The sequence below is a fragment of the Massilia sp. P2_C2 genome (genome assembly GCF_056404615.1).
In genome coordinates this window covers 1-3,515 of record NZ_JBFUDR010000459.1, presented here as the reverse complement: position 1 = coordinate 3,515, position 3,515 = coordinate 1, and the positions used below count along the sequence as shown (strand labels likewise).

Sequence of the window (3,515 nt, the reverse complement as noted above, 5' to 3'; positions counted from 1 at the left end):
GCGGCTGCCCGCCATGCTGCTGCAGCCGCTGGTGGAGAATGCCATCATCCACGGCCTGGAGCCGAAGATCGACGGGGGCACCGTGACCGTGGAAGCGAGCGCGCGCGCCGGCCTGCTCGAGATCTGCGTCAGCGACACCGGCCTCGGCCTCGACGACACGCGGACGGCCGCCAAGGGTACGGGCGTCGGCGTGAACACGACGCGCGAACGTCTGCAGGCACTGTACGGCCCGCGCGCAGGCCTGACCCTGATTCCCTTTCATCCGCAAGGCGTGCTGGCCCGCCTGACGCTTCCCCTGGAGACCGCATGACTACGACGACCCAACCGCGTGCCCTCATCGCCGAGGACGAACCGATCCTCGCCGCCACGCTCGCCGCCACCCTGCGCCGGCTATGGCCCGAACTGGACATCGCCGGCACCGCGCCGAACGGCGTCGCGGCCGTCGAGCAGGCGCTCGCCCTGCGGCCGGACATTCTGTTCCTGGACATCAAGATGCCGGGCCAGAGCGGCCTGGAAGCGGCGCAGGAACTGGCCGAACGCTGGGACGGCCCGCGTTCGTTTCCGCACGTGGTGTTCGTGACGGCCTACGACGACTACGCCGTGCAGGCGTTCGAACAGGCCGCCGTCGACTACGTGATGAAGCCGGTGAGCGATGACCGCCTCGCCCGCACCGTCGAGCGCCTGCAGGCGCGCACGGCTCCCGCCGCCGCGCCGGCGGGCGACGACGCCCTGGACCGGCTGGTCGAACAGATGCGCGCCCTGCTGCCGGCGCAGCCCGGGGCGGAGCGCCTGACCGTGATCCGCGCGGCCGTCGGCAACATCATCCGCATGATCCCCGTGCAGGACGTGGCGTACTTCCGGGCGCTCGACAAATACGTCAACGTGGCGAGCGGCGAAGGCGATGCGCTGATCCGCCTGAGCCTGAAGGACCTGCTGCCGCAGCTCGACCCGGACCAGTTCCGCCAGATCAGCCGCGGCGCCATCGTCAACCTGCGCCACGTGGCGAGCGCCAGCCGCGACGACGCCGGCAAGCTGACCCTGCACCTGCGCAACCGGCCGGACACGCTACGCGTCAGCCCGCTGTTCGCGCACCTGTTCCGGCAAATGTGAACGTCAGCGCACGTCGAGCTGGAACGGCGCGGCCGGCAGGTCGTCGGCGCCGAACAGGTTCACGAACGGCGCGTCGGCCCAGGCGTAGCGCACGCGCGTGACGTCCGGCTTGGCCGCGCCGGGCAGCACGACCGTGTCGCCGTTCACGCGCGCGTCGGCATAGCGGCAGGTCTTGCCCGCGCAGACCTCGAAGCCGATGGCGCGGTCTGCCGAATACGTCACCAGGCCGCCGCCCGTATCCTTGTACGCGATGACGATGTCGCTACCTGCGCGGCGCGCGGCGACCGCGGTCGGGCTGCCGGGCGCGATCTTTTCGCCGTACGCGACCGCGCGCGCCGCGCGCGCGAGGCGCTCGCCGACGATCGTCTTCTGCGTGGGGTGGATGTCGAAGCGGTCGCCCACGTCGAGCGTGACGGCGAGTCCGGCATGGGCGTCATGCGCCACCGTATCCGCCTGCGCGGCGCGCAGCTCGGCCCAGCCGGAATTACCCGGCGCCTTCGCCACCGAGTTGAACGACGTCAGCTGCACGACCAGGAACGGCAGCGCCGGCTGGCCGAAGCGCTGGCGCCAGTCGCGCATCAACAGCGGCAGCAGCGTGCGGTATTCCTGCGGGCCACCGGGATTCGCCGCATCCTCGCCGGCATTCGCCTCGCCCTGGTACCACGCGACCAGCTTGAACTTGTAGCCGACCAGCGGCGCAATCATGCCGTTGTACAGCGTGGTCAGGCTCGTCAGGTTGTCCCACGGCGCCGGCGGCACGACCAGGCCTTTCAGGGCGCTGCCGCGCTTGACCTTCCACACGGCCGGCAGCGGGAGCGCCTGGCCGTCCTTCAGGCCGACGGTGCGCTGGGCCGGCGAGCCGGACAGGCCGCCGCCCTGCCCGGTGTTCAGCACGCGCATCACGATCACGTTGCGGCCCGGCTTGAATACGCCTGCGGGCACGGTATAGTCGCGCCACATCCAGGCGAAGTTCGCGCCGCCCACGCGCGTGCCGTTGACCCAGGTGGTGTCGTAGGTGTCGACGGGGCCCAGGTGCAGCGCGTTCGCGGCCTTCGCCTGTGCCTCCGTCAGCGTGACGGACGTGCGATACCAGCTCACGCCGTCGAAGTCCTTGAAGCCGTCCACGCCGCTGTCCTTCCACGAGCCGCTCGGGGTCACGGTAGACCAGGCGCCGTCGTCGAAATCCGGCGCGACGTACGCACGCTGCGCGGCCGCGGCCGGGTCGTGCGCGCGCCACCACGCCTCCGTGCGCGCATCCTGGGCGCGCATGGCGGCCAGCAGGTCGGTGCCGTATTGCGTGACGGCGGCAATGCCGGCCTTGTAGTCGCCGACCGTGCGCAGCGATTCGGCGCCGATCCAGCCCTGGATCGTCGAGCCGCCCCAGCTGGCCTGGACGAAGCCGACCGGAATCCTGTACTGCGCCTGCAGCGCACGGGCCATGTAGTAGCAGACGGCGGACGCGTCGCCCACCGTTTCCGCCGACAGCGGCGTCCATGCCACCGGGCCGTTGAACTCGTCCTGCGGCAGCGCCGCGCTGTTGCGCGGGACGTTCAGGTAGCGGATCCGGTCTTCCTGCGCGTCGTGTGTCGCGCCGTTGGTCTTGGTCGACGCTTTCTGCGGGAATTCCATGTTCGACTGGCCGGAGCACAGGTAGACGTCGCCGACGAGGATGTCGGCACGGCTGACCGTCTGGCCATCCGACGCGACCGTCAGCGTGTACGGCCCGCCGGCGGGCTGCGGCGGCAGCTGGATCTTCCATTTGCCGTGCGCATCGGCGCTGCCGGTGGCCGTCTGCCCGCCCAGCGTGACCGCGAGCTTGCGGCCGGCGCCGGCCGTGCCCCAGACGGCGATGGGCTGGTCGCGCTGCAGCACCGCGTGGTCGGAAAAGATGCCGGCGAAGCCCAGGCTGGCCGCCTGGGCGGGTGCGCAGGCGCAGGCAGCGGCCAATGCCAGCAGGGGCACTGCCATCGTTGATGTCTTGTTCATGTCTCGTGGTTCGTCGTGGTTGTCGCTGTGGATGCGCAGGTGGTTGCGCAGGTGGTTGCGCAGTTCATTGGATGAGCGGGCCGGTCCGCCTGCATTCATATTGTATTAAGTTATGTGAACACTTTCCACATGCATACACGCCGACACCGCCGCGGCGCCTTCCCGACACCGCGGCGGTCATTGACCACGTTGACGTTCGTGGTTATCAGTTGGTGTAGATCAGGCCGCGGCCGGTACCACTGAAGTAGATGCGCCCATAGGTATTCCAGTCCGCCGCGATCACGCCGATGCCGCCGTACTCGTGCGCGTCATCGCTGTAGCGCGCCCAGGTCGCTCCGCCATCGTCGGAGTGGTAGATACCCCACACGCCGTTCATCGTGCCCACGACGTAGATCGCGGCCGAATACGGAGAACCGGCG

Annotated in this window: 4 protein-coding genes; 2 read left to right on the top strand and 2 right to left on the bottom strand. The window is 69.8% G+C overall.

Translation table 11 applies throughout. From position 1 onward, the window contains the following. Both AC1DYX_RS29325 and AC1DYX_RS29320 read left to right on the top strand, forming a co-directional pair. The coding region (locus AC1DYX_RS29325; RefSeq protein WP_477265469.1) for a sensor histidine kinase at positions 1-310 on the top strand (310 nt) is incomplete at its 5' end. Next, complete coding sequence (locus AC1DYX_RS29320) at positions 307-1,110, top strand: LytR/AlgR family response regulator transcription factor (RefSeq protein WP_477265467.1); 804 nt, start codon at positions 307-309, stop codon at positions 1,108-1,110. The genes AC1DYX_RS29325 and AC1DYX_RS29320, both read left to right, overlap by 4 nt. A 3-nt stretch (positions 1,111-1,113) precedes the next feature. Here AC1DYX_RS29320 and AC1DYX_RS29315 read toward each other — a convergent pair whose 3' ends face one another. Further along, positions 1,114-3,096 (bottom strand): sialate O-acetylesterase, encoded by a 1,983-nt coding sequence (locus AC1DYX_RS29315; protein ID WP_477265465.1) that lies wholly within the window; start codon positions 3,094-3,096, stop codon positions 1,114-1,116. Positions 3,097-3,301: 205 nt separating this feature from the next. Further along, positions 3,302-3,515: hypothetical protein (locus AC1DYX_RS29310; RefSeq protein WP_477265463.1), on the bottom strand; the 214-nt coding region annotated here is incomplete at its 5' end.

Excerpts from the sequence above, each read along its gene's own strand:
- AC1DYX_RS29320 (WP_477265467.1), top strand. The coding sequence starts at position 307 with ATGACTACGACGACCCAACCGCGTGCCCTCATCGCCGAGGACGAACCG.
- AC1DYX_RS29315 (WP_477265465.1), bottom strand. The coding sequence starts at position 3,096 with ATGAACAAGACATCAACGATGGCAGTGCCCCTGCTGGCATTGGCCGCT.